Below are 26,306 nucleotides of genomic sequence, written 5' to 3'. Positions count from 1 at the left end.
TTCAGCGGTAGTAGAGAAACTCCTTGGTGTTGAATAACGCATGGGCAAGCCGTTCCCATGCATCCGGCGTGTCACCGCCAAAATCCTGCAACGCGTTTGTCCAGCGTTTCAGCTCGGCTGCGTCCGGCGCACGAGCCATAGCCTGACGGAACATCTGACGCACGCGGTCTTCGCGGTTCACGTCCTGATGCTTTAACAAACCAGCCGCCCAGCATTTTGCCATCTCGTTCACAAACGGATCATTCAGCATGATCAGCGCCTGCGAAGGAACATTGGTCACGTCTCGTCTGCCGGCAGGCAGCTTCAAATCCGGAAGATTGAAACCGACGAGAAATTTCGGCGGGTCCATGATGGACATCTGCAGGTAGATCGAGCGGCGGCCATGACCATCGAGCGGACCGCTGAACAAGCGCTTGGCACCATCCTCGACACTGCGAAACGGCAGGACAGGACGGCCATAAAGCTGGGCGTCTAGACGACCGGAGATCGCCAGCAGTGAATCACGAATGGCCTCGGCCTCCAGCCGCCGTGTCGGGTAGTGATTTAGCAAGCGGTTCTCGGGATCACGTTCGCGCGCGGCATCGACCACGAGCCCGGACTGGCGGAAAGCCTGGCTCAAGACAAGTCGCCGCACCAGTTTCTTGGTGGACCAGCCTTCGCGAATGAACTCGCGTGCCAGCCAGTCGAGCAACTCGGGATGCGAGGGCTTGTCTCCGAGGCGTCCGAAATCATCCGGGGTGGCCACGAGTCCAGTGCCGAAGAGCCACTGCCATACCCGGTTCACATAGACACGAGCCGTCAGCGGATGCTCGGGATCCAGCAGGGACTCGGCGAGTGCCAGGCGGTCCGTCACCCGCGCCCTGGGGTCCAGCATTTTCAAAAATCCCGGTTGCACCAAAGTGCCGGGCACATCCACATTTCCGCGCACGTTGAGCGGGTAACTGGCCTGGGCCGTTTCCCGCTGGTCCATGCTGTTGACTGTACGCGAAAAATTAATGCCCGCCTCGACGCCCCGATATTCGGTCACCAGTGTCGCGAGCCTGCTTCCGGGTTCGGCCTTGTTTGGCAGCAAACCACTGGTGAGCAGCCACTCTAGAACAGGCTGATCTCCGGGCTGCGTTTTGCCGTCACACCACCGCGCAACGGCAGAGTTGAACCAGGCCGCGATTCGTTCCCAGGCGTCCGGTGAACCGCCGGCGTCATACAAACCAGCAAATGCATCCTGTTCATCCTGCGGCGTGCCAGCCTTGTCATGCGAGACAATGCCACAGACACTCAGCCAGCTGCGTTTGTCGTAGCCGAAGTCGTCATTTTTGAGCCCCTTTGCCAGACCGGTTCGCGGTGGGAAATTCGGATTCAACGACGAGGTGGCAAACTCCACCGTGACCTGCTGCACCCCATTCTTCAGCTCGGCATCGGCGAAGGTCCGCCATGCGGGGATGGTATTGGTGTAGAAAGTGATGGTTTCGTTTTGAAACGCATGGTCATCAACCACGAGCTGACCGCCGAATTCTCCGCCTGCGAGGTCAAGGCTCACGAACCTGCCCGGGATGAGATGCTCAGGAGGCATGCGCAGCGCTCCGGGCAGCTTGGATGACAAGGCGTGCGTGTGCCAGCCACGCGGCAGGAGGCGCGCAATGACGGCATCGCCTTCGAGCGCGATGAGGGGCATGCCTGCTTCAACAAAGCCGTGCTTCATCCCGTCGCCCTCCATCACCCAGCCGGGGGGTAGCTGCGCCTTGGTGGGATGGGCCAAAGGTTCGAAAATGGCGTTCGCGTTTTGCGCGGCCACGCGGGCCTTGCGCCACTCAGCAGCTTTTTGGGTGAACTGATCCGGCATGGCAAGCGGTGCACCGACTCCCTTCAATGCGGCGCTGTGTGCCTCCGCCCACTGTTTGAGGAAGGCCGCCGCGAACGGCTTTTTCCATGCAGCTGCCACCTCGGCTCGAATCGCCGCGCGCAGGTCTTTCAGTTTCGCGATGGCCACATCGTTTTTATTCGGCGCATCGATCACGCGGGAGGTCCAGCGCGGCGTGGTGAAGACGGCGGCAAGAGCATAGTAGTCATGCTGCGAGACGGCTTCGAGCTTGTGATCGTGGCAGCGCGCGCAGGCCACGGTGGTGGCGAGGAAAGCTTTGGAAAAGGCATCGATCTTGTTGTTCACCATCTCTTGGTGAATGCCGTTGAACATCAGGCTGCTGCCGTGGCGGTGCTCCCCCAGATGATAAAACATGGGGCCGATGAGACTTTCGTTGGTTTGTGAGGCGGTGTTGATTCGTGGCCTCGGCAGCAGATCTCCCGCAATCTGCTCGCGCAGGAACTGAGCGAAACTGATGTCGTCATTGAAGGCGCGGATGAGGTAGTCACGGTATTCGTAGGCACCCTTGGCCGGATTGTCCCATTCGTAGCCGTAGGTGTCCGTGTAGCGCACAACGTCCATCCAATGCCTTGCGAAGTGCTCGCCAAAGCGCGGGCTTTGCAGCAACATGTCCACATAGGCCTCGTCAGACAAAGATGCTGAAGCCGAGGATGGCGGCAGCCCCGTCAGCACAAAAGCAAGCCGTCGCCTCAGCACGCCAGGCTCCGCAGGGCGCGCAGGCTGGAGATTTGCAGCAGCCAACGCCGCACGCACGAAACGATCCACCGGCTCTTTTGACCACGCCACATCATCCACCTTCGGCGGTTCGATTTTGCGCATCGGCTTGAGGCTCCACCAGTCGAGCCGCTTGTGGAACTCCGCATCCCAAGAGTCGTCTGCCGCCAGATCCTGGGTGCTCTTCGCCACTGACTCGCGCGGATCGGGAGCCCCCAGCCGGATCCATTCCGCAAACACGGCAATCTCCGCAGCAGGAAGCATCTTCTTCGGCGGCATTTTGACATCCTTTTCGGCATGACTCAGCGCCTGCATCAGCAGGCTTGATTCCGGCTTTCCCGGAACAATGACGGGCCCGCTCTCGCCTCCCTTTTCCCAGCCTGACTTCGAGTCAAGAGCGAGACCTCCTTTGATTTTTTTCTCATGCGAATGGCACTCAAAGCAGCGCTGTTTCAGCAGAGGCTCCACCTTGGAGACGAAGATGTCCTCCGCGCTCATGACTGAGGCGGTGAGCAGACATGCAATGGTGGCGGACAACTTCATCGGTCTTGTGCAAATGAACCTACGCCACCAGAAAGCCATCTCTCTGTGGCCACACTCGCAAAAAATGGGAATATCCGGTCATCTGCCGTGAAACAACCTGCCTGCGTCCGGTGGAATGATTGAAATGCCGTTGAACTGCGCCTGCTTCCTGCTCTTGGTGGGGCCCGATGGTTCACTCTCTGCGCCGCCTCCTGCTGGGAATCTTTCTGATCATGGCCGCTGCGGCTGTGCTGCTGCTGTCTGACCTCGGCTCTCGCGTCAAAACCGCTGCGGCTCCGAAATCAGGACGCACCATGCGCGTGGCGCTGCTGCAGCATGCGTCGCAGCCAATTCTTGATCAGGGACGCGAGGGAATGATCACGGGACTGAAGGAGAAAGGCTGGGAGCAGGGCCGGAACCTCGAACTGAAGATCTACAATGCCGAGGGCGACAACGCCGTGTCACAGACGATCGCCAAAGAGATGGCAGGAGGTGGTTACGACCTGCTCATGACGATCAGCACAGTGTCGCTGCAAGCGGTGGCGAATGCGAACAAGGCCGGTGGCACGCCGCATGTGTTTGCGCTGGTGTCTGATCCTTCGGTGACAGGTGTTGGCGTCAGCAAAACAAACCCGCTCGATCATCCGGCGCATCTCGCAGGCTTTGGCACCATGCAGCCCATTCAGCAGGCCTTCAAAATCGCGCGTGAGATGAATCCCGCGTTAAAAAGAGTCGGCGTCGTCTGGAATGCAGCGGAGGCCAATTCCGAAGCACAGGTGAAGCTGGCGCGTAAAGTGTGCGCGGATCTCGGCATCGAGCTGATGGAATCGACTGTGGACAATTCCTCCGGCGTTGCCGAAGCCGCAGGCGCTCTCGTGGCACGCGGTGCGGAAGCCCTATGGATGGGAGGAGATGTCACGGTGATGACGGCTGCGGACAGCTTGATCTCCACGGCAAAGAAAGGCCGTATCCCGGTCTTCACCGTCATTCCGCCCAATGTGAAGAAAGGATCGCTCTTCGATCTCGGCGCAGATTACCCCGAAGTCGGCCGCCTCGCCGGAAATCTCGCAGGCGAAATCCTCAATGGTCGCAAACCGGCGGATGTGCCAATCACAAACGTGATGCCGGAGATGCTTGCCGTGAACCTGCAGGCCACGAAGGATCTGCAAACGCCCTGGCAGGTTTCGGACGAACTGCGAAAGCGTGCCAATCTCCTCATTGATGATGCGGGTGCAGAGCAGACGAAGGCCATCGCCGCCGCACCGAATCCCTCAGGCAAGAAGTGGAAGATCGCGATCGTGAACTACATCGAGTCCGGCCCTTCAGAAGACACGCTCGCAGGCATGAAAGTCGCCTGGAAACGCAGCAAGCTCGTCGAAGGCAAGGACTATACCATCAGCTACCGCAGCGCACAGGGAGACATCGCTTCGCTCAATGGCATCTTCGATGCCGTGCTCACCGAAAACGCGGACATCGTCGTGCCGCTCTCCACGCCGACGCTGCAATCGGCGCTGCAAAAAATCCGCGACAGGCCCATCGTGTTTTCCGTCATCGCCAATCCCGTCGTCGCAGGCGCAGGGAAAAGTTATACGGACCACAAGCCAAACGTGACCGGCGTCTCCGTGCTCGCCCCCGTCAGCGAAGCGCTGACGATGATCCAGAAATACTTCCCGCAGTACAAACGACTCGGCACCCTGTTCTGCCCTGCGGAAGCAAATTCGGTCGATTTGAAGGAGTCCTTTGAAAAACTCTGCAAGGAACGTGGCCTCACCCTCGAATGCGTCGCGGTGAACACTTCAAGCGATCTGTCAGATGCATCACTCTCACTCGTGTCGCGTCCGATTGACGCCGTGGTGCAAATCTCCGACAACCTCAGCAGCACCGGCTTCAACGCGATCACCAAAGCCGCGCGGCAGACGCAGAAACCCCTCATCAGTCTGAACAGCACCACCGTCCCACTCGGCGCACCGATCGCGCTGGGCCGCGATTACCACAACTGCGGCGAGGTCACGGTCGAAATGCTCGAGCGCGTCATCCTTGGCGAAGACCCCTCCAAGATGCCCTTCGTTCTGCCACCCCGTTTGTTTTACAGCGCCAGCCCTGCCAATGCCGCCGCCGTGGGCATGACCCTGCCTCCCGAACTGCTCAAGGAAGTGGATAAAGTTTCCCAGTAAATATGAAATGCCTACCAATCATCTTTATGTTCTTCGGCGTCATGTCGAGTCATGCCAAAGACCCGTCTGATAACACGCTTGTCATTCTGCGGCAGCCTCCAACCAGGGCTCTCACTGCTTACAAGACTTATGTTGAAAAGTATGCCCGCAAGACGGTCGTCGGCGACGTCGAACAGCGAGATCGTGATGAGCAATGGGCGATCTTTTCCCGCTATGCCAAAGCAATGTGGGACGTTTATGATTGCCTTGAAGAAGGCGACTCGATATTCAAATTTCCAGGCCTGCTATCGCATGGATCCATCCGTTGGAACGACGAGAAAAAAAGATATAGCATTTCGATTGGATTTCATCCGTTCTCTCCCGGTGACGGACTCGGTGACGCCGCCGTCTTTTTCGATATCAACGGCAAGGTCTTGGCCAAAAACAAAGCCAAATATCCATGGTAATAAAGTGATCAAGTGACTCATGGAAATCTCCCGCCAAACCTCCGGTGATCTCATCATCCTGCACCTCGCGGGACGGCTCGATGCGAACTGGTGCAACCACGTCGAGTCCGCGCTCTCCGCCGCAGTGCGCGATGGCGAGCACCGCCTGCATCTCGACATGAGCGCGGTGAGCTACATCAGCTCCGCAGGCATCCGCGTGCTCCTGACCTGCTACAAGCAGCTCCGCGCCATCAATGGCCTCTTCGGTGTGATCCGTCCGTCCGAAACGGTGCGCTCCGTGCTGGAACTTTCGGGCCTGCAGATGCTCATCACTTCTGAAATCGCCGCAAATTGCACGAACGACGATGTCGGCAAAAAACTCACCTCGCCAAGCGCCGCCTATGAGCTCTTCACGCTAGGCTCTGGAGGAATGAAGATCGAAGCCGTGGGCGATCCTGTACTGCTTTCTCAAGGCAGCAGCTTGCAGCCCGCGACTCGCCGCTTTGATTCAAGCACGGTCGCGCTCGGCATCGGTGCCCTCGGTGGCAATTTCGCGGAAAGCGCATCGCGCTGCGGAGAACTGCTCGCCGTCGAAGGCGTGGCCGCGTTTCAACCTGCGGACGGCTCCAGCCGCCCCGACTTCATGCTCAGCGAAGGCGCACTTGTCCCTGAGGGCCATCTCGTGCTCGGCTTGTCGGCAAAGGGCAGCTTCACCTCCCTGCTGCGCTTTGAGGCGAACGATGAAGGCCGCCGCATCGGCATCACCGAGCTGATGCAGACAGCACTGGAGTCCAGCGGTGCAAACGCAGCCGTTATTGTTGCCGTCACCGAAACGGCAGGACTCGTCGGCGCAACCTTGCGCCAATCTCCCACAGCAACCGCACCCGCGCAGGATGAACGCTTTCGCTTCCCGCAGATTCGCGAGTGGTTGTCGTTCACCAGTGAGCGTTCGTTTCGCGATACCACCTCGCTCATCGTGGGTGTCGTTGCAAAGCCTGGCACGGCTTTTGACACACTCCTGCGCCCACTCGCAAGCGGTACAGCTTTAATCGGCCATCTGCACGCCGCCGTCTTCCCGTATCGTCCGCTGCGCAAAGGCCGCATCGATTTGAACCCTGCCGTCACCAGCCTCTTCGACGGCCAGTCGTTGCAAAGCGTGCTCCACCTGATCTCTGACCCGCGCGGCTTCAATGGCGCAGGCGAGAGCGAACTCTATCGCGGTGCGGTCTGGATCGCCCCCATCACCAACTGACGCATGACACTTCTCATTGGCGCATTGATCATCGGCCTCATCCTGTCGCTCCTGGCGCTGGGCGTGCTGGTGTCGTTCCGCATCTTTTCGATGCCGGACATCACCACGGACGGCTCCATTACACTTGGCGCATCCATTACGGCCATCCTGCTCGTCAAAGGCGTGAATCCGGTTTTGGCAACAGCAGCAGGCGCACTCGGCGGTGCGGCGGCAGGCGCTGTCACCGGCATCCTGCACACAAAATTCAAAATCAACTCTCTGCTCTCCGGCATCCTCGTGATGACCGCGCTGTATTCGGTGAATCTGCACGTCATGGGCCGCAGCAACGTCCCCCTCATGCAGGCCACCACCGTGGCGAGTTATGGTGAAAAGCTTGGCGAATGGCTCGCAGGTGGCAAGACCATCCACATTTTCGGCTGGCCTGTGTCCTCCGCAGACGCGGCAGTGCTCTTCCTCGCGCTCCTCTTCACCGCAGCGGCTGGTGCCGCGATGTTCGCCTTCTTCCGCACGCAGCTCGGCACCGCCATGCGTGCCACAGGCGACAATCCGCAGATGATCCGCGCGCTGGGTGCGAATGTGGAGCTCAACATCATCCTCGGCCTCGCCCTCTCGAATGGATTCGTGGCCTTGGCAGGTGCGCTGCTCGCGCAGTATCAAGGATTCGCCGATGCGCAGATGGGCATCGGCATGGTGGTATGGGGGCTTGCCAGCGTGATCATTGGCGAGGCTCTCACCGGCACGCGCAGCCTTGGCCTGACCATCGTCGGCACCATCATGGGTTCCGTGCTGTTTCGCCTGCTTGTCGCCATCGCCTTGCGCTGGGGATTGAATCCGAACGACCTCAAGCTCATCACCGCTCTCTTCGTTTTCGCCGCCCTCGTGCTGCCCGGCTTCCTTGATCGCTTCAAACCCCGGCCCACCTCCGCCACCTGACCCGCCATGCTTGCGCTCTCCGGCATCCGCAAAACTTTCAATCCCGGCACGGTCAACGAAGTCCGGGCCCTGCAAGGCGTCGATCTCACCATCGAGCCCGGCTCTTTCGTCATCGTGCTCGGCATGAACGGCTCCGGCAAATCCACGCTGCTGAATGCCGTCGCAGGTTCGTTCTACGTCGATGAAGGCAGCATCCGCCTCGCCAATCACGACGTCACGAAATGGCCTGAGCACAAGCGCGCAAAGCTTATCGGCCGCGTGTTTCAAAATCCCTTCAGCGGCACCGCACCCACGATGTCCATCGCTGAGAACTTCGCGCTCGCCAGCAAACGCGGTCATTCACGCGGCCTCGGCTGGGCTTTGTCGCCCTATTTGATGAAGCCGCTGCGCGAACGCATCGCCACGTTGAAAATGGGACTCGAAAACCGCCTCGACAACGCCATCGGCTCGCTCTCCGGCGGCCAGCGTCAGGCGCTCACGCTGCTCATGGCCACCTGGTTGAAGCCCGAATTGCTCCTGCTTGATGAGCATACCGCCGCACTCGATCCCAAGAGCGCCGATCAAGTCATCCAGCTCAGCGACGAGGTCATCCAGAGCGACAACCTCACCACGCTCATGGTCACTCACTCCATGCAGCAGGCCGTCAGCCTCGGTGACCGCATCATCATGATGCACCGCGGCCGCGTGCTGCATGACATTCGCGGCGCGGAAAAGAAACGCCTGCGTCCCGAAGATCTTCTCGACCGTTTCGACGAAGTGCGCCGCCGTGAACTGCTTGACGAAAGCGCCGCCGCCATGCTCAACCAGCTCTACATCTGATCCGCCGTGCCAGTGAAGTCTCAAACTCTCACCATCACCGCCGACCTCGCCGAACTGGCGCGGGTGATGCAGACAATCGATGACTTTTGCGCCGACATGACTGCCAGCGCTGCCGATGTCTCCGCGCTGCATCTCGCGCTGGAGGAAATCATCACCAATGTCATCACGCACGGTTATCACAGCGATCCGACGCGCTTCGTAACCTTCCAGCTTGAAACCATCACGCCGGATCGCATTCGCGCCATCGTCACCGACGACGCCCCCGCTTACAACCCGCTCGCCCGGCCCGAGGTGAATACCACACTGCCGCTCGAAGCACGCCCCGTGGGCGGCCTCGGCGTGCATCTCGTGAAGAAGCTCATGGATGTCTGCGTGTATGAGCATCGCGATGGACAGAACCTCTTCTCCATCGAACGCAAACTCAGCCGCACGCCCGGAACTTCCGCGACCATCAACATCGCCACCTCCAGACTCGCCTCCTCCGCCACGCTTGCTCTCACCGGACGCCTTGACGGTCTTTCAAGTCCTGAGCTCGAGCAACAGGTCAGTGCTTTGATCGCATCCGGCGTCCGCACACTCACCCTTGACCTCTCCGGCCTTGACTACGTCAGCAGCGCCGGGCTGCGCGTTTTCATCATCGCCGCCAAGAAGCTCAAAGCCTCCGGCGGAGCCGCGCACTTCACCTCGCTCACGCCCGCCGTGCGTGACGTCTTCCACATCTCCGGCCTGCTCACGGCACTCGGCGTAGCGCCACCAGTGTGATGTCATCTGCCTGCGCCGCATCCCCTTGATGCACCAGCACCGCGGCGACCAAACGCTCCACGGTTTGCGCACTGTCGCTGATCGCTCCACCCGCCAGACATTGATGAATACGCTCGCTGCCGAACAAGTTGGACTGTGCATCCATCGCCTCCGACACGCCGTCCGAATACACCAGCAGCGTTTCATGCGGAGCAAGCACATGCCGCTGCGTGTCATAGACGGTCTCTTCAAACACCCCCAGCGGTGCCTGCCGCGGTCCTTCCAGCCAGGTGAGATTGCCCGATGCAGAAATCACGGCCGCAAGCGGATGCCCCGCATTGGCCCACGTCAGTTCACCACTGGCCGGATCAAAGAAAACCGCACAGGCCGTCACAAACTGCATCGTCTCATTGCGCTCACACAGCAAGCGGTTCACCTGCGCCAGCAGTTCGCCAGGATCTCTCAGTTTGCGTGCGAGCGTTCGTACCGCCATCGCCGCCAGGGCCATGAACACAGCAGCAGAGACTCCTTTGCCCGACACATCGCCCACCAGAGTGAAGAACCGGCCATCCGGTAGAAAAAAGCCGTCATAGAGATCACCCCCAGCTTCACGCGCCGGTTTGATGAACGCTGAAAAATCCACGCGCTGCCTTTCTACTGAACTAAGCGGTGGTGGCAGCAGGCTGGATTGAATGTCACCTGCGATGCGCAGCTCGCTCTCAATCGCCTCTCGCGCCGCAGTCTGCTGTCGCAGCGCCGCGATGTGGTCCTGCAGATGGCTCGCTAAAAACTCCATGGCCTGCGCCACCGCGCCCACTTCATCCCCACGTCGTGCCTCTTGCGCCACACCCGAATGATCCCAGCCAGCGCCGGAGAAATCACTCGTGGCCAGTCCACGCAGCGCATGCGCCAGACGCGCCAGCGGCTGCTTCAATTCCACATTGCTGAACCGCACGCGCTCCGCCAGCAGCGACGCCACATGCCGGTGCAGGGCGATGGCCAGCTGCGGATGGCGGCCTTCCACCTCGCGCAGTTTCTTTGCCGTCAGCCGCCACAGTTTCACCTCTCCCACCGCCTCCACCGTCGCCGTACGCGGTTCGGATCGATACAAAGCCATCTCCCCCAAAAACTGCCCGGCACCGAGGCGACGCAACTCGGAGCGTCCGGCGCCCTCCACCTCCAGCACTACGGCCAGCACGCCCGACTCGATCAGGAACATCGCATCCGCCGCATCGCTCTCACGAAAGAGCACCTCTCCCGATGCCAGTGAAACAGTTTCCAAGGATTCCATCCAGACGCACTGGTCCGCTTCATCTGGCGCGAATGCCGCGAGCGAGGCCGATGGAAACTGTGCGGGAGGATTCACGCCTGTTGTTTCCCACGCCAATGCGTCCGCCGCAACTCACGATGCAAAACAATGACGCCCTCACTCGCGCCAGTACAGCGACTCCTTCGGCACCGTGTAGGCCACCCCCATCTCCGGTGACTGAATAACCTCGCCCTTGCGATACAACGACTCCACCGCCGCAATCAGCATGCCTGAGGTCAGCAGCGTACGCTCAACAGGATATGGCGCACGGTTGTGCAGGATCATGTCCTCGATGTGATGGACGAGTGGATTGAAGAAGTCGGCCGTGGTCGAGCTTGAGCCCGGCATCGGCAAAAACATCTGGCAGGAGGTGATCTCGCCCGTCTCGGAGTTCAGCCCCGCATAGTTGAAATCACGCACGGGCAGCATGAAGAGCGTGGTGTGGAAGCCATCGCGATGCTCGATGAAGTAAGCGAAGGCATCAGGGAAGATCTTGCGCGCCCAATCAAAGCTCACCGGCTCCAAAGGATACCCCTCCACCGGCCAGGTGTGGCTGCGCGTGAGAGCAGCGCCAAGCAGTCGCTGCGTGTTCTTCCGCGTGGCGGCATGCTCCCACATCTTCGCACCACGCAGGGCCAGCACGCTCTTGATTCCCACCTCACCACCACGGCGGCGCTCAGACATGCACTGCGCAGTTTCGAGACCGTGGAAATCGTATTTCTCGACGCCACCGTAGCCGACGGCCACGCTCTCAGCCAGCGGCGTGCCCCAAGGCAGATCCACTGCAGGCAGGCGACGTGTCACAGGCAATGAGGAACCGGCGAGAAAGGGAAAACCAAGCCGTTTCGCATCGGCCACCATCTCGGTGCATTTGCTCCACTCGGTGGAGAGATGTTTATCGTTGAAGACGGGCACGCTGCGCCCGCTGGCCTCGAACACCTTCACGATTTCTTTGAAGAACTCGTATCGTGGGTAGAGCGTCTGCCCTTTCTCATTCTCAGGGTAGTCGCCGTGCTCACCGATGAGGACAACGCCATCCACCGCGAGCTTCCCAGTGCCGAGCGTGAGCGCCTCGGCGATGCTGGAATAGATGGGAATATGATAACGCTCCGAACGCCCGCGCGCGAGATCGCCCTCCGGAAACTGCGCAACGTACAACGACACCAGATCCGTTTGCGGCGGCAGCCACTGCCCGGCCCACACGTAGCCCATGGCAAGCCGATCCACGAAATGCATCGCATGCGAGTTCTTGAACATCACCGTGGCGATGAGCGCGACCTTTTTGCGGGCTGGCGCGGGTGCGGCATGAGCCGCGGCTGCTGCAGCGGCACTGGCCATGAGGAAGGAGCGGCGGGTCCAGGATGATGAGCTCATGATGATGAAGAACGTTCCGATTTGTTTTCCCAAAACAGCCACAGCGGCAGCACCGCGATGAGCGGCAGGCACGAGGCCAGCATCAGCCCCTGATCAAACGAGTGCGTGCGATCCGCGAGCCTTCCAAAGAACTGCTGCGCCTGCGCCGGCAGCACCCACGCAACGACTCCGGCAATGCCCGTGATCTTGCCCTGATGTTGTCCCGACAAGTCCTGCGTAAAAGCATGATACAACGGAAACACACCCAGCGCTCCGGCTCCCGCGAGCATGAAGACCGCGAGCAACACCCATCCATGCTCCAGCCATGGCGTGAATGCACAGGAGGCACACAAGGCCCCGCACCCCGCAAAGACAATCACACGCGCCGCATGCACCGAAAGCGTGCGTTTACCCAGCCACACCGCGAGCGCTCCAGCACCGAGACAGCCCACGTCCGTGGCCAGATACCAAGCCGACGTGAACCACAGCGTGTCCGCTTCGGAGTAGCCACGGCCTTCCTGCAAAATCTTCGGCAGCCATGCGCGCAGGATCTGCCACGTCGTGTTGATCCCCGCAATGACCACAAAGATGATGAGCATCCGTCGGCTGAAAATGACGCTCCACAGGCTGGTGCCATCACTCTTGTCCGAGGTCTCATTCGCACGAACCGGTGCAGGCAGGTCCGCTTTGCGCACGAGGGCAAACCAAAGTACCAGCCACCCAAAGCCGGTGATGCCAACGACTTGAAACGCCGTGCGCCAGCTCCCCAGTTCGGCCGTCATAAGCCCGCTCATGATCAGCGGCGTGATGATCGCCCCCACAGAGGTGCCGCTTTGCAGCACGCTGTTGCCGAAAGATCGCTCACGCGCATCCAGCAGCGCCCGCGTGGTGCGGATGCCGCAGGGCCAGTGACCCGCCTCAAAAAATCCCAGCGCCATGCGGCACCACAGCAGCTCCTGCTCATTGTGAACAAAACCCGTGGCCAGTCCGGCCAGCGACCACATCGTCAGCACGATGGCATACAGCCAGCGCACGGAGAAACGATCCGCCGCCCATCCAAAAACGATGGAACCCGCCGCAAAGGCATAGGCAAACACCGCCTCGATGTGGCCATACTGCTCCTGCGAAAGACGGAACTCCTTGGTGATGCGCACCGCCGCATTCGCCAGCGTCTGGCGGTCCATGTAGTTGATCGCCGACGCAAGCAGCAGCAGGCCGCAGATCATCCACTTCCAGGCCGCCGAACGATGCAGTGGATTCGGATCAGCGGCAGTCATGTCAGGTGCGGGTGAGGACTTGGAGATATTAAAACCTCACTTTGAATCTAAGCTCTGCTCGACGTGTTTGCTCAAATCGATTGCCTTGCCGACGAATTTGACTCCTTGAGGAAAGAGTGAATCAAATCCGAAGTGAGTTTCCATAATGATCGGCCCATCAATTACGTTGCCCTCCTGAATCTCTACAAACTGCGAGAGTGGAAACCGTATCTTGAGACCAGAGATTTTGAAATCGCGGTATTCCTCTGAAGGTGCCGTATTAGGACCAGAATCAGTGCGCTTAATTTTGGAAGTAAATTCACCCGTCAAAAAGATGGCCTGCTCCCACTTGAATCCCATGTGGTCTTCCACGCCTTTCGTGCCATGAATCCGCTTCTGTTGAAGCGCCTTAACCAATGCAAGACACTCGGGATCGGAATCGTGATCAATGATAATTGTCGTTTCTTTTCCCTTAGCATCATAGACGAGATCACAAAGACCAATGGCCTCTATGCATCTGAAGCGGTATTCGTCAGCTGCGCCAGGCCAAGTGAAAATAAAGAATAATAGCAGGAACAGCTTCATTTGATGGGCATTCCTGTTCATTGCTTTCATGCCAGCAGTTCATCCACCACCTTGGCACCCTGGTTGTCCGTGAGCGATGCGGCGAGGCCGTTGCGCTTGTAGGTCAGCTTGGTGTGATCAAGGCCGAAGGTCTTCAGCAGCGTGGCGTGGTAGTCGAAGTGCCTCACTTCGTCGATGACCGCCTTGTGGCCAAATTCATCCGTCTCGCCGTGCACATAGCCTTTCTTGAATCCGCCGCCGGCCATCCACATGCTGAAGCCATAGGTGTTGTGGTCACGGCCCCACTTGTCGCGGCCGGCATCGTTTTGCAGCACAGGCAGACGGCCCATTTCGCCGCCCCAATGGACGACCGTACTGTCCAGCAGACCGCGCTGCTTGAGATCAATGAGCAGCGCAGCACTCGGCTGGTCGGTGGCCTGGCAGTTCTTGGGCAGCGCCGTGATGAGCGATCCGTGCTGATCCCATGACTGGCCCGCATTGAGCACCTGCACGTAGCGCACACCGCGCTCGACGAGACGGCGCGCGATGATGCAGCGTGTGGCGTAGTCTTTGGTGATCGGATTATCGACGCCGTAGAGTTTTTTGACATACTCAGGCTCCTTCGAAATATCGAGCGCCTCCTTGGCAGCCACCTGCATCTTGGCCGCAAGCTCATAGCTGGAAATACGCGCCTGCAGATCGAGCTCGCCGGGATGCAGGGCGAGATGGTCCTCATTGAAAGCCTTCAACAGATCGAGCTGGCGCTGCTGCGGCGCACCAGCCAGCGAAGGCGGCGGATCGAGATTGAGAATGCGCGGCTCGGTGGCGCGCACCAGCGTGCCCTGAAACAGCGAGGGCAGCCAGCCATTGGTGAAATGCTCACCACTGAAGGTGGGCAGACCGCCAGGATGCGAGAGCACCATGTAGGCGGGCAGTTCGTCCGTCTCGCTGCCGAGACCGTAAGTCAGCCAGGAACCCAGCGCCGGACGCCCGGCGGTGATGCGGCCACCGTTCATCGCATAGAGACCCTGCGCGTGATTGCTCACACCAGAAGTCATCGAGCGGATCAGCGTGATCTCATCCACCACCTTGCTCAGATTCGGCAGCAGCTCGCTGATCTCCATGCCGCACTCGCCATGTTTCTGGAACTTCCACGGTGAGCCAAAGCACTTCGACGAAGCCTGCGCGAGGTTGTCATACTTGATCTCACCGGGAAACTTCTGCCCGTCGTACTTCGTGAGCATCGGCTTCGGATCAAACAGGTCCATCTGCGACGGCCCGCCCATCATGAACATCGAAATCATCGCCTTCGCCTGCGGCTCAAAGTGCGGCTTCTTCGGATGGAGATCGTAGCGCATCTCACCCGTGATGCTCTCGGGCTTCACCGGTGCGGCGAGCAAACCATCGCGCTCAAGCAACGAGGCGAGTGCCAGCGTGCCAAGGCTGTAGCCATTGGCATGCAGGAAGTGACGGCGGGAGCAGAGCTTGGGGCGGTTCATTCGACGTAGAGAAAACGGTTTGAGCTGCAAAGGATCTGGCACAGGCTTGCCATGGCCTCCTGCGGCGGATTGGGCACGACACCTTTCGGATGCTGGATGTCGTGGTGATACTGCGTGAGCGCCTTGGTCTGCTCATCGAGATACGCGAGGCCGCGTGTGACATCGGCCTGTGTCGCCGGTTTGCCAAAAAGCAGCTCCCAGGCGCGCTTGATCTGCTCCGTGCGATTCCCAGGGGCCGCAGCCTCCAGGCGGCCAGCGAGGCGGAGCGAGCTGTCGAGCACGAAGGTGTCATTCATCAGCAACAAGGACTGCGGAGCGACGGTGGTCTGCGCACGCAACTCGCAGTTCGGCGTCATGACGGGCGCATCAAAGGTGTCGAGCACGGTGACGGGCTTGCTGCGGCGCACCTGCACGTAGATGGAGCGGCGGAAATCATCCGCACCACCGGGATCAACCTTGTTCAGCGTGATCGTGCCTTTGTCGATACCGGTGACCACGCGGCCCTGCGGATCACGACCAATGCCACTCGGCGGACCATAGCTCGACTGCACCAGCGTGCCGGTCACAGCCAGCAAGGAGTCGCGCAGTGTCTCGGCATCGATGCGGCGCAGTTTGAAACGCGCATAGAGCTTGTTCTCAGGATCGTTGTGCAAAGAAGCGTTGTTCACCGAAGACTGCCGGTAGGCGCTGCTCAGCATGATGAGGCGGTGCAGGGACTTCAGCTTCCAGCCGCTTTTCACAAACTCATCGGCGAGATAGTCAAGCAGCTCCGGATGCGTGGGCAGCTCTCCCTGGCGGCCAAAATCACCCGGAGTGTTCACGATGCCACGTCCCATGTGGTTCATCCAAAAGCGGTTCACAAGCACCCGCGCCGTCAGCGGATGTTTGCCGCTGGTGAGCCATTGCGCATAGGCAAGGCGGCGCCCGCTGGACCCGCTGCTCACCGGCACCGGTTTGAAAGGCTCAATCTGCGGGCTGGCCAGGATGCTCAGCTCACCAGGAGTCAAAGCCTGCTTCGGCTGATCATGATCCCCACGATTGAAGAGCTTCGTCACAGGCACCTGGCCCTTCACTTCCGTCAGCGCCATCACAAAGCCTTCCGCCGGCTTCGTCTCGCGCAGCTTTTTGGCCTCGGCCATCTTTGCATCCACGATGTCCTGCTTCTTCTTGTCGTAGAGATCGAGCGAGTAGGTCGCGAGCGCGGAGGGATACTTTTTGATGAGCGTCTTCTGCTCCGGGGTCTGCTTGGCGACCGGCGTGTCACGGGCGACGCGGAAGGCCGCCTGCTCGGCCTCGGGCACCTTCTTGATCTCGACTTCGAAAATTTCGTCGAGGAACTTTTTGCTCATCGCACGCGCCTCGACCTCGATCTCCTTGGCCTTGACTTCGATCGCAGCCGCCTTGGCGCGCTCTTCAGGAGTGTAAAGTGAGTACAGCCTCTGCGCTGGCGCACGCCATGCCTCCCAGTTGTAGGCCGGATCAAACACTGCGCGCAGGCGATAATAATCGGCCTGCGTGATCGGATCGTAGCGATGATCGTGGCACTGCGCGCAGGCCACCGTCATGCCCATGAGCGACGAAGTCGTGACCTTCATCTGCTCGGCAATGACCTGGTTTTTCGCGAGCTTCGCATCATCCGGCGCATCGCCCGTGCCATCAGGCGCCATGCGCAGGAATGCGGTGGCAATGAGCTGATCAGTCCGATGCGGGTCCAGCACCGCCTGCTGGAAGTCCGCATGCGTCGCCCCGGCGAGTTCGTCCCCCGCCAGCTGCTCCTGAATGAATTCATTCCAAGGTTTGTCCGTGTTCATCGCACGGATCACGTAGTCCCTATAACGCCACGCCTGGGGCCGCACCGAGTCAGCCTCCGAATAGCCGTTGGAGTCCGCATAGCCCACCACATCCAGCCAATGCCGCGCCCAGCGCTCGCCGTAGTTTTTGGAGGCCAGCAGGCGCTCCACCAGCTGCTCATAGGCCAGCGGTGATTTGTCATTTAAAAAGACCTCCACCTCTTCCGGCGTCGGCAGCAGTCCGGTCAGATCGAGCGACACACGGCGGATCAAAGTTCTGCGGTCGGCCTCTGGCGCAAAGCTGAGCCCCTTGTCAGCCATCGACTTCAGCAGAAAGGCATCCACCGGGGTGCGCACCTTCTTTGCATCCACATTGGCCGGCACCGCAGGACGTTTCACCGGCTGAAAAGCCCAGTACTCGCGGTCATCGTCTGAAATCATCGGTCCGGGAGCGAGCGCCAGCGGCTCCGGCCTCGCGGTCTTGGCCCCTTGGGCGATCCACTGCTCAATGATCGCCAGTTCCGCCTCGGACACCTGCTTGCCCTTCTTCGGCATCTCGCCGTTTTTGATCAGGCGGACCAGTTCGCTCTGCGCCGGCTGTCCCGCCACCACGACATGGCCACCGCCCTCCAGCTTGAGGTCCATGAAGCGCCGCAGCCGCAGGTCCACCCCGCCCTCGGGCTTCTCCTCCTCCCCATGACAGTGCGTACAGTGCGCTTTTACGATGGGGCGCACGTCTTTTTCAAACGTGAGCAGGCGCTCCGCACCGCGAACGGTCACGGCGAGGGAGCAAAAAAGAACAGCAGGCGTCAGCTTCATCAGAGGGGAACAAACCTACGCCCCCAGTACGCCCGTTTTTGCGGCGGATTACTCCACCGCCACTTTGATCACCACTTTGAACACCTGCTCTGGCTTTTCCCACTCGATGCAGGGCGCATGCGCATCCTCCGGGTATAGGATGGCAAAGTGACCGCCGCTCATGTGCAGCGGGGTCACATCAGGCACCAGTTTCCACAGCGCAGCCTCTTTTTCCTCGTTGTAGGCCATCGTCTCCTCCTTCATCGCCGCCAGCGGCGCCCACAGTATCGTCTCACGACCGCTGTAGATAAACTGCACGTCGATGTACTTCCGATGCGCCTCAAACTTCGCCTTCTCCATCGGCTTGGTCTCATACGTCTGCACCAGCGCGAAGCAGTGATCCCCATCCAGATCAAACCGCCCCAGCGGTTGCGTGCCATCCACGGTGCGCAGATAGGCAAAGGCCTTGGCAAAGCGAGAATTCAGGGATTCGTAGCGGGCGGAGTTTTCAAGAGTGTCGAGGATCATGGGAGGAAGAGCTCCAAATCGACACCATGCTCAAGCGGACTGCAATACACAAAGGCGGACGATGAACATCATCGCGCATTGAATTGTCATCAGCCTCGCTGAGTGTCCCGCCCCTTCGTCCGCCCTGTCCATGAACGACCAGTTCCTATTTTCCGACATGCCCGCCGCCCTTGAAGAGCAGCCGGTCACCAGCGTCTTTCTGGCCATCCTTCCTGATCAGGTGGCTGCGGAGCAGATCGCCCGCTGCGCGTGCGAGGTGAAGGCTAGACACGGGCTCAAGGGTGCTCCCCGCCCCACGGGGCGCTTCCATGTCACCCTGCATACTTTCGATCATGCCCCGCATGCATTGGAGAGGTCGGTTCAAATGGCTCAAATGGTCGCGGCCAAAGTGGTGAAGGACGTCAGTCCATTTGAGGTGCGCTTTGACCGGGTGAAAAGCTTCTCAGAAAAGAAATCCAATTGCCCCTGTGTCCTCGCAGACCGCGAAGGCAATGAAGCCTTGAGAGCTTTCGCCTCACGCTTGAAACGCGAAATGGGCAAGCCCGCCGGACACTTTACGCCGCATGTCACGCTCCTGTACGATGATGCCATCGTTAAAGAAGAATATGTGGAACCCGTGATCTGGACGGTGCACGAAATCGTCCTGCTCAAGGCCATCATGAAAAGAAAGACTTTCCAGGAGCTCGGCCGCTGGCCGCTTCAGGGCTGAAGCACATCGCAACCTGTCACTTCGCACGGAGCAGTTCGACAATCGTCTCCCGCATCACCTTTTCTGACTCCGGCGCCGCAAAGGCCTGCGTCGGCTCATAGCCGCCTTCAGCGAAGGATTTTTCCAGCGGGATGTACCCCGGCCCGCCATCACCATAACTCGCCGTGGCGACAAATCCGCCGGGCCGCTGCTGCTGCGCAAACAATTGATACTCGATGAAAGTCTCGCCCGGCAAATGCAGGAGGCACACATCATCCCCCAGATGCAGGCTGGTGAACTGAATCGGCACACCCGCCGCACTCTGGCGGGCAAAGCCCACACGAAACGCGGCACTGATGCGCGTCGAGGCCGCAGCAGACGCGTTCTCACACACCTTCAGCATGCGCTCTTCGGGAAACTCGGGATTCGCTTTCAGCACCACCGGGCGCGCGCGCCATTCGATCTCCGTCAGAGGCACGCGTTTCATCTGCTGCTCGGACGTCACCATCGCCGCATGAATGTTTTCCCCCAGCCGCACCCGGGCCTCCTTGCTGGCATCATTGTATTTGCCTGCCCCGATGTTGCCTCCACAGCCGGTGAAGTACAGATGCGGCACGCCATCGTCCTGCGTGCGCCGCTCACGTGCGGTGCCCACGAAGTCATACGTCACCATGCCATCGCCGTAGTAGCTCATGGGATGCGTCGCGTAGTAGTGCAGCACCGCCAGCTTCTTCTCGCCGTTCCAAAAGCTGATCGTCTTCAGCAGCGGATCCACCAGCCCTTCCGGCAGCGCCTGCAGCGCCGCATCCTTCGTCGAGCTCAGCCGCATCTTCGCCACCTTCCCGTCGTCACCCATGATCCGGCGGTTGGACGCCACCTTCTCCACCGCCGCCTCGCCATGCGCCATGTGCGTCAGCGGCTCAGCCTTCTTCAGCCCCGCCTCAAGGCTCGCCGCCACGCCCTTCAGCGCACGCTCCGCCCACTCAAGGTCCATCACCTTCGGCGGCGAAGCAAAACCCTCCAGCAACCGGTGCGATGCCGCATCCCCAATCGGCGCATTGTGCTGGTGCAGACTCTGCACCGCCACGCGTTCCGGCGTCGTCCCCGCCGCCTGCGCCAGCACCTCCCGCCAGTGCACATGATCCCCCGCGCGAATCTCACACCAGTCCACCGCACACAGCACCACCGGCTTGTCATCACTCAAAATCACCACCCCCAGCGCCAGCAAAGGCTCGCTCACCCCCACCACCGGCTTCACCAACCCACCGCACAAGGGCGCACCGACCAACGGCGTGACATCCGCCCGAAACGTCGCGAGCCGCAGGGATTCGCCGAAGGCTGGGAATGTCAGCAGCGCCAGGAAAGTGATAAGCTTGTTCATGACTTCACTACGGGGGCCGTGCAGCAAGCTCTCAAACAGATTCTGCATTTCGTCACGGGATGGACTGCCCAATCGATTCTGTGGGACATCCCTGCACCGCCTCCACACAGAGCTGAATCTCCTCCTCTGTCACCGGCTGACGAAAGACGATGCTATAACCGATGTCGTCATCGCGGCGGAAAAAATCGGGGGCATTGCCGCGGCATAAATCGCAGTCGATGCAGCTGCTATCGACGTAGAAACGGCCTGGCGCATTTTGAGGGAGACGGTCTTCAAGGTTGGGCATGGTTAAAAGCGGGGTTGTCCGCGCCGATGCTGTCGCACCTTAGATTATTTGCGTGAAATGCATTAAACTCAGGTATTGTTGCAATTGATGCAACAATATCTGGCCCGGAAACCTTTCGACCTTTACGCGCTGCACCTCTTTCACCTCGTCGTGAAACACCGCAGTTTCACACGAGCCGCACGCGAGGCTGGTCTGTCGCAAAGCGCACTCACACGACAAATGCAGTCTTTGGAAGAGCGCCTGGGCCTGGCTCTGATCAACCGCACCACACGGTCCGTCGAAATCACCGAAGCCGGCCTCTTTCTCGCCGCTGAAGCCGCACGCCTCATTGGCGGTGTTGCCTCGGCGCTGGACGGATTGCAGGCTGAGTTTGGTTCCATCCGCCCCGAAGTTCGCGTCAGCGTTTCGCGCACCCTGGCGATGGCTCACATGCCCGGTCTCTTTCATGCCAATCACCAGCGTCATCCCGAAGTCGTATGCCGCGTCAGCTACAACACCAGCAGTTCCATCCTCACCGCACTGGATGCAGGAGAGATTGACGTGGGCGTCATCTGCCCGCCCTCACCTCTGCCAGAATCCATCAAGGTCACCCACCGTTTCAAAGACGCCTTTGAATTGATCGCCCCGGCCACGATGGCGGCCAAGGCTCCCGTGAAAGGTGCCGAGCGGCTCCGCCTTTGGCTGGCGCAGCAGCCATGGCTCCTCATCGACTCCAGTGCGCAGACCGGCAAAAACCTCCGTCGTTGGATGAAACGCCAGCACCTCGACCTTCAGCCCACGATGGAACTGGACAGCTTCGACCTCATCATCAATCTCGTCGCCTCCGGCTTCGGTCTAGCCTTCGTGCCCCGGCGTGCTCTCGCTCTCTATCGCAGAAAGGAATCCATCGCCACCCTGCACTTCCCCGAACGTTTCGAACGCGACATCGTCGCCGTTACTCGAAAGCATCGCAAACAACCCCAGCATGTGCAGAGCTTTGTTGAGAACATTTTGTTCTAGCTATTAACTCACCAAAATCATTCAGTATGCGCAGGCTAACATCATTGATCATTTCGGCGGTCATTTTGACTCACACTGCATTCGCAGACGATCCGGTCTCACCCTATGCATGGATTTCAACCTCAGAAAATCGGGAATACTGTTTCCGGATGATTCCCGAAAAGTACCACTTCGAGAGTGACAAGAAAATCATCGACCATCCCGCATTTTGTGTGGCCAGCAGACTCGAAAAAACCGGGGATTTGCAAGAAATCTGGAGAGCAGAGGGCTGGTATGCCTTCTCCGGCCATTTCTCGAATGACGGTCGACATTTTGTGCGCATGGGCCCGTGGGCTTCTGATCAGGAAGGACACACTGACCTCGCCCTGGCATTTTATGACCGCGGAAAATTGCTCAAAGAGTACCGAGTCAAAGACCTCATCAAAGATGCCTCCAAGCTGGAGTATTCCGTGAGCCACTACCGCTGGCAGCCTGAAAAGCAGTCAATGCCTACAGGGTTCGTCGATCATTGGGAATCGCGTCTTTTTCATCTCGTCATGGTGGACAAGACCACCTACGACTTTGATTTCACCACAGGTGCCATTGTGACTTCGGGCACCGATTCACAGGCTCTCAGCAGTCATGAAATCTTCGCAAAAGCAGAAGATGATGCCAGGAAGGCTGGCATATCCATGTTGGAATCCAGCGATGGAGCTAAAGATCTGCAGCATTTCTTCAAGCTGAGCGAAGTCAGTTTTGCGGTGAACACCAGAATCGAAGGAATATATTTTGAGGGTTCTGAATGGCGCGGAACTTTAACTCCAAAAACGCCGCTCCAACATTCATGCGAGGTCAATGTCGTCTATCCGGTCACACCCGACAGGAAGATTATTTTTGGAGTTCAGGCAGACGTCTTGATGACTGCATTAAAGACGATCATGTCTCATCCTTATGTCGAGAATCGCTTCAGAACACATTCGGCCATTGGAGTTCGCATCAGGATGGCGGGAGATCGCATGCATTGGGACACAGATGAAGTTCAGAAAAAGCTCAGACTTCTCAAAATGGAAAACAATTCGCCTGAAAGCTTCAAGGTGTGGGCAGAGATTATTGTGGATGAGCCCGATCACGTGTACCACACGATCCACCTGAATGTGATCACAGGCCAGGTCATGATGGATGACAAGTCCACATGGCCTTATGGGGTTATTCTGCTCGAGAAAAGCGCCAAGCTAAAATGACTCAATCACTTTTCATGCTACCAGCCCCCGGATCACCTGCCCATGTACATCCGTCAGCCGCCGATCAATGCCGTTGTGCCTCACCGTAAGCTGCGTGTGATCAATCCCCAGCAGATGCATCATCGTGGCATGAATGTCGTAGCAGGTGGTAGGGTTCGCTCGATCCAGCGGCTTATACCCCCACTGGTCACTCTCACCGGCAGTAACGCCGCCCTGAATGCCGCCACCACAGAGCCAGTTGGTGAAAACGTAAGGATTGTGATCGCGGCCTTTGCCCCCCTGCGTGCTCGGCATGCGGCCAAACTCCGTGGTCCAGAGGATGATCGTGTCATCCAGCAGTCCGCGCTGCTTCAAATCAAGAATCAGCGCTGAAACCGCCTTCGCCATGCCCCAGGCGAGCGGGCCATGGTCGCGCTCCACATCTTCGTGACTGTCCCAGTTGCGGCGCGGAAAGCCATTGTCATTGCCGCTCCAGATCTGCACGAAACGCACGCCTCGTTCCAGCAGACGGCGTGCGGCAAGGCACTTCCGCCCCATGTAGTCGGCCTCTTCTTCGGGATTGATCTCCGTCGGCCAGACTTTGCGATGCTCCTGAATTCCGTACATCGCCTTCATGGCATCGGATTCCTTCGAAATGTCCAACGCCTCGGGCGCGGCGAGCTGCATCTTCGCGGCAAGTTCATAGCTCTGGATGCGGCTTTCCAAGCGCGAGTCTTCTGGATGCGCGGCCATGTGTTTGCGATTCAGCTGCTCCAGCAGCGCAAATCCCTCGCGGTCGGACTTCGCACTGATGTAGCGCCCGGCCTTGTGCGGAAACAGATCCGCGATGGGAGTCTCCGCACCGGGATAAATGATCGTCCCCGCATGCTGCGAAGGTAAAAACGCGCTGTCCCAATTCTTCGGCCCGTTCGAGGCAAATCCGCGATGATCCGGCAGCACGACAAACGTCGGCAGATTGTCGCTGATGGAGCCCAGCGCGTAGCTCACCCAGCAGCCCACGCCCGGAAAGCCCGGCAGATTAAAGCCCGTGGCCTGCAGCAGCGTGCCCTGCGAATGCACGCCGGTCTTGCCCACCATGTTGTGCACAAAAGCCATGTCATCCGCACAAGCCCCCAGTGGCGCGACAGCTTCGCTCAGCATGCGGCCACTCTGGCCATAGGGTTTGAAGTCCCACACCGGTTTCTTCCACGGCCCGAGCCCGTTTTGAAACGCCTCCACCTTCTCGCCAAAGTCGGCGTCTTCGCCATGGTGCTTGATCAGCGCCGGCTTGTAATCAAAGAGGTCAATGTGGCTGGCAGCACCGCCCATGAAGAGCTGCACCACGCGTTTTGCCTTGGGCACCACCACCTGGGAGCGATGCGCCGTCTCCGCGCTGGCCAGCGAATGAAACGCGAGCGCGCCAAAGCCTTGTCCGGCGGTTTGCAAAAGCTGGCGGCGGGTAAACATGACAGAACAGTAGGCAATCATACGCCGCTGGCCAGCAGTCCCTTGTCACGCATTCGCGCCAGCCCCTGCGGGAAACGAATTGCACAGTCGCACAGCCCTCCAAAATCGTTATGCTCTACACACATGTCAGCCTGGTCTCCGCTCCGCAATCCTGTCTATCGTGCCATGTGGCTGGGCAGCATTGGCTCAAACATCGGCACCACGATGAATGACACGGCAGCCGTCTGGACCATGACCACGATGACGAGTTCGCCTTACCTCGTGTCGCTGATGCAGACGATGTCCAGTCTGCCGCTCTTCCTGCTGGCCCTGCCCGCCGGAGCATTGGCAGATCTGGTGGATCGGCGGCGCTTGATCCTCATCGCGCAAACCGGTGCCCTCCTCACCGCCGCCGGCATGGCACTGCTGGCATGGTACGGCGCTCTTACTCAGACCCTGCTGCTTCTCGCCACCTTTCAGCTCGGCGTCGCCGCGGCCTTCACCATGCCCGCCTGGCAGGCCCTGATCCCGGAAATCGTGGGCCGCGAGCAACTGCCCGCCGCCATTGCACTCAATGGTGTGGGCTTCAACATCGCCCGCTCACTCGGCCCCATCCTCGGCGGCCTGCTGCTCGCGGCACTTGGCCCGGCACCCGTGTTTGCGCTCAATGCCCTGTCCTTTGTCGCGGTGATCGGGGTGATGTGTACGGGCAACTACATCGCCACTCCGCGCAGCGCCCAGCAGGAGCAGATGCTCGGAGCCATGGCCGCCGCCATCCGCTACGCGCGCCATGCACGCGCCATGCAGGCCGTCCTCTGCCGTGGCGGTATTCACATGTTTGCCGCCGTGGCTCCGGTGGTGCTGCTGCCCATCATCGTGCATTCACGCCAATGGGCCGCCGCAGATTTCGGCATCCTCATGGGCTGCTACGGCGGCGGTGCCATCCTCATGGCCCTGGTGTGGCTGCCCAAACTGCGCGAGCGCTTTTCGTTCGATCACGTGCTGTTCGGAGCCAGCGTGGTCTCTGCAGCCATGACGGCCATTCTCGCACTCGTGCCTGGAAAGATCGCCATGGGTCTCGTCCTCATGGTCACAGGGGCGGCGTGGATCAGCGGCATGAACACCTTCAGCGTCGCCTCCCAAAGCGTGTTCCCCAATTGGGTGCGCGCCCGCAGCTCCGCCATTTATCTGGTCGTCATGCAGGGTGCCTTTGCCATCGGTGCCCTGACCTGGGGGCAGCTCACCAGCCAGTTCAATGCACCCATCACGCTCGGCATCGCCGCAGGCTGCCTTCTCATCAGCGCTCTGCTCGCACGCCTCCTGCCCATCAGTCATGTGGAAAAGCTGGACCTCTCTCCTTCCGGCCACATGCTGCCACACAGCGCGATGCCCACCGAACCCGCCCCCAGCGACGGCCCGGTCCTCATCACCATCGAGTATCACATCGATCCCAAAGAAGCCCCTGAATTCCGCGCCGCCATGCTGCATCTGCGCGAGGTCCGCCTGCGCGATGGCGCATTCCGTTGCTCCCTCTTCGCAGACTTGGAAGATCCCACGCACTATCGCGAAACCTTCCTCGTCGGCTCCTGGGCCGAGCACCTGCGGCAGCACGAGCGCGCCACCATGGAGGACCAGCGCACCGAGCAAGCTGTACAAAGCTTCCATCGCGGTGCCGAACCACCCCGCGTGCGGCACCTGCTCATGGTCAATCTGCGCGATGTGAAGCCGTGAATACCTGAGGCCAACGCAAA

21 protein-coding genes are annotated in these 26,306 nt (G+C 59.7%); 10 read left to right on the top strand and 11 right to left on the bottom strand.

Annotated features, from left to right (window positions below):
• Window position 1 precedes the first annotated feature (1 nt).
• Entirely contained in the window at window positions 2-3,136 is a 3,135-nt protein-coding gene (locus AC3RLQ_RS24705) for a PSD1 and planctomycete cytochrome C domain-containing protein (RefSeq protein ID WP_493031309.1), read from the bottom strand.
• A gap of 167 nt (window positions 3,137-3,303) precedes the next feature.
• On the opposite strand from AC3RLQ_RS24705, the gene AC3RLQ_RS24700 reads away from it, so the two are divergent.
• From AC3RLQ_RS24700 to AC3RLQ_RS24675, 6 genes are read left to right on the top strand one after another with little or no spacing between them, the layout of a single operon-like run.
• Window positions 3,304-5,289, top strand: coding sequence for an ABC transporter substrate-binding protein (locus AC3RLQ_RS24700; protein ID WP_493031308.1), 1,986 nt, complete (start codon window positions 3,304-3,306; stop codon window positions 5,287-5,289).
• Between the two features lie 2 nt (window positions 5,290-5,291).
• The gene (locus AC3RLQ_RS24695) at window positions 5,292-5,735 is read left to right on the top strand and encodes a hypothetical protein (protein WP_493031307.1); all 444 of its coding nucleotides are present in this window, start codon (window positions 5,292-5,294) and stop codon (window positions 5,733-5,735) included.
• Between the two features lie 19 nt (window positions 5,736-5,754).
• Window positions 5,755-6,966, top strand: a complete 1,212-nt coding sequence (locus AC3RLQ_RS24690) for an STAS domain-containing protein (protein WP_493031306.1) — start codon at window positions 5,755-5,757, stop codon at window positions 6,964-6,966.
• A gap of 3 nt (window positions 6,967-6,969) precedes the next feature.
• Complete coding sequence (locus tag AC3RLQ_RS24685) at window positions 6,970-7,899, top strand: ABC transporter permease (protein WP_493031305.1); 930 nt, start codon at window positions 6,970-6,972, stop codon at window positions 7,897-7,899.
• Between the two features lie 6 nt (window positions 7,900-7,905).
• Window positions 7,906-8,718: an ABC transporter ATP-binding protein gene (locus tag AC3RLQ_RS24680; protein WP_493031304.1), complete on the top strand. Its 813-nt coding sequence runs from the start codon at window positions 7,906-7,908 to the stop codon at window positions 8,716-8,718.
• Between the two features lie 12 nt (window positions 8,719-8,730).
• On the top strand, window positions 8,731-9,480 hold the full coding sequence (locus AC3RLQ_RS24675; protein ID WP_493031303.1) for an anti-sigma factor antagonist: 750 nt from the start codon (window positions 8,731-8,733) through the stop codon (window positions 9,478-9,480).
• Here the strand turns inward: AC3RLQ_RS24675 and AC3RLQ_RS24670 are convergent.
• The 7 genes from AC3RLQ_RS24670 to AC3RLQ_RS24640 are packed head-to-tail and all read right to left on the bottom strand — an operon-like array spanning window position 9,449 to window position 18,556.
• Window positions 9,449-10,825 carry a PP2C family protein-serine/threonine phosphatase gene (locus tag AC3RLQ_RS24670; protein WP_493031302.1) on the bottom strand — a complete coding sequence of 459 codons (1,377 nt, stop codon included), beginning with the start codon at window positions 10,823-10,825 and terminating at the stop codon, window positions 9,449-9,451. The genes AC3RLQ_RS24675 and AC3RLQ_RS24670 overlap by 32 nt on opposite strands.
• Before the next feature lie 60 nt (window positions 10,826-10,885).
• Window positions 10,886-12,142 (bottom strand): hypothetical protein, encoded by a 1,257-nt coding sequence (locus tag AC3RLQ_RS24665; protein ID WP_493031301.1) that lies wholly within the window; start codon window positions 12,140-12,142, stop codon window positions 10,886-10,888.
• Entirely contained in the window at window positions 12,139-13,398 is a 1,260-nt protein-coding gene (locus AC3RLQ_RS24660) for an MFS transporter (RefSeq protein ID WP_493031300.1), read from the bottom strand. Before AC3RLQ_RS24660 ends, AC3RLQ_RS24665 begins: the two co-directional genes overlap by 4 nt.
• Before the next feature lie 36 nt (window positions 13,399-13,434).
• Entirely contained in the window at window positions 13,435-13,992 is a 558-nt protein-coding gene (locus AC3RLQ_RS24655; protein WP_493031299.1) for a hypothetical protein, read from the bottom strand.
• On the bottom strand, window positions 13,989-15,440 hold the full coding sequence (locus tag AC3RLQ_RS24650; protein WP_493031298.1) for a DUF1501 domain-containing protein: 1,452 nt from the start codon (window positions 15,438-15,440) through the stop codon (window positions 13,989-13,991). Before AC3RLQ_RS24650 ends, AC3RLQ_RS24655 begins: the two co-directional genes overlap by 4 nt.
• Window positions 15,437-18,049 (bottom strand): PSD1 and planctomycete cytochrome C domain-containing protein, encoded by a 2,613-nt coding sequence (locus AC3RLQ_RS24645; RefSeq protein ID WP_493031297.1) that lies wholly within the window; start codon window positions 18,047-18,049, stop codon window positions 15,437-15,439. Before AC3RLQ_RS24645 ends, AC3RLQ_RS24650 begins: the two co-directional genes overlap by 4 nt.
• 48 nt (window positions 18,050-18,097) lie before the next feature.
• Entirely contained in the window at window positions 18,098-18,556 is a 459-nt protein-coding gene (locus AC3RLQ_RS24640) for a NanQ anomerase/TabA/YiaL family protein (RefSeq protein WP_493031296.1), read from the bottom strand.
• Window positions 18,557-18,686: 130 nt separating this feature from the next.
• On the opposite strand from AC3RLQ_RS24640, the gene AC3RLQ_RS24635 reads away from it, so the two are divergent.
• Complete coding sequence (locus AC3RLQ_RS24635; RefSeq protein ID WP_493031295.1) at window positions 18,687-19,265, top strand: 2'-5' RNA ligase family protein; 579 nt, start codon at window positions 18,687-18,689, stop codon at window positions 19,263-19,265.
• Between the two features lie 16 nt (window positions 19,266-19,281).
• Here AC3RLQ_RS24635 and AC3RLQ_RS24630 read toward each other — a convergent pair whose 3' ends face one another.
• Together AC3RLQ_RS24630 and AC3RLQ_RS24625 are read right to left on the bottom strand one after the other, a co-directional pair.
• Window positions 19,282-20,625, bottom strand: a complete 1,344-nt coding sequence (locus AC3RLQ_RS24630) for a hypothetical protein (RefSeq protein ID WP_493031294.1) — start codon at window positions 20,623-20,625, stop codon at window positions 19,282-19,284.
• Between the two features lie 52 nt (window positions 20,626-20,677).
• Window positions 20,678-20,911 carry a ferredoxin gene (locus AC3RLQ_RS24625; RefSeq protein ID WP_493031293.1) on the bottom strand — a complete coding sequence of 78 codons (234 nt, stop codon included), beginning with the start codon at window positions 20,909-20,911 and terminating at the stop codon, window positions 20,678-20,680.
• Window positions 20,912-20,998: 87 nt separating this feature from the next.
• Between AC3RLQ_RS24625 and AC3RLQ_RS24620 the strand changes: the two genes are divergently transcribed.
• Together AC3RLQ_RS24620 and AC3RLQ_RS24615 are read left to right on the top strand one after the other, a co-directional pair.
• Entirely contained in the window at window positions 20,999-21,910 is a 912-nt protein-coding gene (locus tag AC3RLQ_RS24620; RefSeq protein WP_493031292.1) for a LysR family transcriptional regulator, read from the top strand.
• A 149-nt stretch (window positions 21,911-22,059) separates the two neighbouring features.
• Window positions 22,060-23,130 (top strand): hypothetical protein, encoded by a 1,071-nt coding sequence (locus tag AC3RLQ_RS24615; RefSeq protein ID WP_493031291.1) that lies wholly within the window; start codon window positions 22,060-22,062, stop codon window positions 23,128-23,130.
• A 12-nt stretch (window positions 23,131-23,142) separates the two neighbouring features.
• Here the strand turns inward: AC3RLQ_RS24615 and AC3RLQ_RS24610 are convergent, their stop codons facing one another.
• Window positions 23,143-24,477 carry a DUF1501 domain-containing protein gene (locus AC3RLQ_RS24610; RefSeq protein WP_493038759.1) on the bottom strand — a complete coding sequence of 445 codons (1,335 nt, stop codon included), beginning with the start codon at window positions 24,475-24,477 and terminating at the stop codon, window positions 23,143-23,145.
• Between the two features lie 222 nt (window positions 24,478-24,699).
• Here AC3RLQ_RS24610 and AC3RLQ_RS24605 point away from each other — a divergent pair, with 222 nt between their 5' ends.
• A complete protein-coding gene (locus AC3RLQ_RS24605) occupies window positions 24,700-26,286 on the top strand; it encodes an MFS transporter (protein WP_493038757.1) in 1,587 nt (528 codons plus the stop codon).
• The last annotated feature ends 20 nt before the right edge of the window (window positions 26,287-26,306 follow it).

The organism is Prosthecobacter sp. GW821-HT29F12 (genome assembly GCF_058803405.1).
The sequence above is the reverse complement of the archived record's forward strand: the minus strand, read 5'-3'. Positions and strand labels throughout refer to the sequence as shown.

Bases quoted from the DNA above. Each gene is read 5' to 3' on its own strand.
- AC3RLQ_RS24640 (WP_493031296.1), bottom strand. From the start codon at position 18,556: ATGATCCTCGACACTCTTGAAAACTCCGCCCGCTACGAATCCCTGAAT.
- AC3RLQ_RS24660 (WP_493031300.1), bottom strand. From the start codon at position 13,398: ATGACTGCCGCTGATCCGAATCCACTGCATCGTTCGGCGGCCTGGAAG.
- AC3RLQ_RS24615 (WP_493031291.1), top strand. From the start codon at position 22,060: ATGATTCCCGAAAAGTACCACTTCGAGAGTGACAAGAAAATCATCGAC.
- AC3RLQ_RS24685 (WP_493031305.1), top strand. From the start codon at position 6,970: ATGACACTTCTCATTGGCGCATTGATCATCGGCCTCATCCTGTCGCTC.
- AC3RLQ_RS24695 (WP_493031307.1), top strand. From the start codon at position 5,292: ATGAAATGCCTACCAATCATCTTTATGTTCTTCGGCGTCATGTCGAGT.
- AC3RLQ_RS24620 (WP_493031292.1), top strand. From the start codon at position 20,999: ATGCAACAATATCTGGCCCGGAAACCTTTCGACCTTTACGCGCTGCAC.
- AC3RLQ_RS24645 (WP_493031297.1), bottom strand. From the start codon at position 18,049: ATGAAGCTGACGCCTGCTGTTCTTTTTTGCTCCCTCGCCGTGACCGTT.
- AC3RLQ_RS24705 (WP_493031309.1), bottom strand. From the start codon at position 3,136: ATGAAGTTGTCCGCCACCATTGCATGTCTGCTCACCGCCTCAGTCATG.
- AC3RLQ_RS24690 (WP_493031306.1), top strand. From the start codon at position 5,755: ATGGAAATCTCCCGCCAAACCTCCGGTGATCTCATCATCCTGCACCTC.
- AC3RLQ_RS24655 (WP_493031299.1), bottom strand. From the start codon at position 13,992: ATGAAAGCAATGAACAGGAATGCCCATCAAATGAAGCTGTTCCTGCTA.
- AC3RLQ_RS24665 (WP_493031301.1), bottom strand. From the start codon at position 12,142: ATGAGCTCATCATCCTGGACCCGCCGCTCCTTCCTCATGGCCAGTGCC.
- AC3RLQ_RS24650 (WP_493031298.1), bottom strand. From the start codon at position 15,440: ATGAACCGCCCCAAGCTCTGCTCCCGCCGTCACTTCCTGCATGCCAAT.
- AC3RLQ_RS24700 (WP_493031308.1), top strand. From the start codon at position 3,304: ATGGTTCACTCTCTGCGCCGCCTCCTGCTGGGAATCTTTCTGATCATG.
- AC3RLQ_RS24630 (WP_493031294.1), bottom strand. From the start codon at position 20,625: ATGAACAAGCTTATCACTTTCCTGGCGCTGCTGACATTCCCAGCCTTC.
- AC3RLQ_RS24680 (WP_493031304.1), top strand. From the start codon at position 7,906: ATGCTTGCGCTCTCCGGCATCCGCAAAACTTTCAATCCCGGCACGGTC.
- AC3RLQ_RS24635 (WP_493031295.1), top strand. From the start codon at position 18,687: ATGAACGACCAGTTCCTATTTTCCGACATGCCCGCCGCCCTTGAAGAG.
- AC3RLQ_RS24605 (WP_493038757.1), top strand. From the start codon at position 24,700: ATGTCAGCCTGGTCTCCGCTCCGCAATCCTGTCTATCGTGCCATGTGG.
- AC3RLQ_RS24625 (WP_493031293.1), bottom strand. From the start codon at position 20,911: ATGCCCAACCTTGAAGACCGTCTCCCTCAAAATGCGCCAGGCCGTTTC.